1 protein-coding gene is annotated in these 1,061 nt (G+C 52.0%); it reads left to right on the top strand.

Features of this window, described 5'->3' with window-relative positions; translation table 11 throughout:
• Positions 1-2 precede the first annotated feature (2 nt).
• Positions 3-1,061 carry a photosystem II D2 protein (photosystem q(a) protein) gene (gene psbD, locus IQ264_RS32525; RefSeq protein WP_193986931.1) on the top strand — a complete coding sequence of 353 codons (1,059 nt, stop codon included), beginning with the start codon at positions 3-5 and terminating at the stop codon, positions 1,059-1,061.

The raw sequence follows: 1,061 nt of genomic DNA, 5'->3' as shown, positions 1-1,061 counted from the left end.
AAATGACCATAGCAGTCGGACGCGCCCCAGCAGAAAGAGGATGGTTTGATGTCCTCGACGACTGGCTCAAGCGCGATCGGTTCGTATTCATCGGTTGGTCTGGAATACTGCTATTCCCCTGTGCATACCTAGCACTAGGCGGATGGCTCACCGGAACCACCTTCGTCACCTCCTGGTACACACACGGCCTAGCCTCATCGTACCTAGAAGGCTGCAACTTCTTAACAGTAGCCGTATCCAGCCCCGCCGACAGCATGGGACACTCCCTGTTGTTCTTGTGGGGACCGGAAGCCCAATGGAACTTCACCCGTTGGTGTCAAATGGGCGGATTATGGCCGTTCGTAGCTCTACACGGAGCTTTCGGATTAATCGGGTTCATGTTGCGGCAATTTGAAATTGCGCGGTTAGTGGGGATTCGTCCATACAATGCGATCGCCTTTTCCGCACCAATTTCGGTATTCGTCAGCGTGTTCCTGATGTACCCCTTGGGACAATCCTCATGGTTCTTCGCACCCAGTTTCGGAGTCGCGGCAATTTTCCGCTTCATCCTATTCCTGCAAGGATTCCACAACTGGACACTCAACCCCTTCCACATGATGGGAGTAGCAGGCGTACTCGGTGGAGCCTTACTCTGTGCCATTCACGGCGCGACAGTAGAAAACACACTGTTTGAAGACGGCGAAAGTTCCAACACCTTCCGCGCCTTCAACCCCACCCAAGCCGAAGAAACCTATTCTATGGTGACAGCCAACCGTTTCTGGTCGCAAATCTTCGGGATTGCGTTTTCTAACAAACGTTGGTTACACTTCTTCATGTTATTCGTCCCAGTCACAGGCTTGTGGATGAGTTCAGTAGGGATTGTCGGTTTAGCACTGAACTTACGGGCTTACGACTTCGTATCCCAAGAGTTACGTGCGGCGGAAGACCCAGAGTTTGAAACCTTCTATACGAAGAACATTCTCTTGAACGAAGGTCTGCGGGCTTGGATGGCTCCTGCTGACCAACCCCATGAGCGTTTTGTCTTCCCTGAAGAAGTTCTCCCTCGTGGTAATGCTCTGTAA

The organism is [Phormidium] sp. LEGE 05292, assembly GCF_015207735.1.
Classification (GTDB): domain Bacteria; phylum Cyanobacteriota; class Cyanobacteriia; order Cyanobacteriales; family Aerosakkonemataceae; genus Floridanema.
The sequence above is the reverse complement of the archived record's forward strand: the minus strand, read 5'-3'. Positions and strand labels throughout refer to the sequence as shown.

Excerpts from the sequence above, each read along its gene's own strand:
- psbD (WP_193986931.1), top strand. The coding sequence starts at position 3 with ATGACCATAGCAGTCGGACGCGCCCCAGCAGAAAGAGGATGGTTTGAT.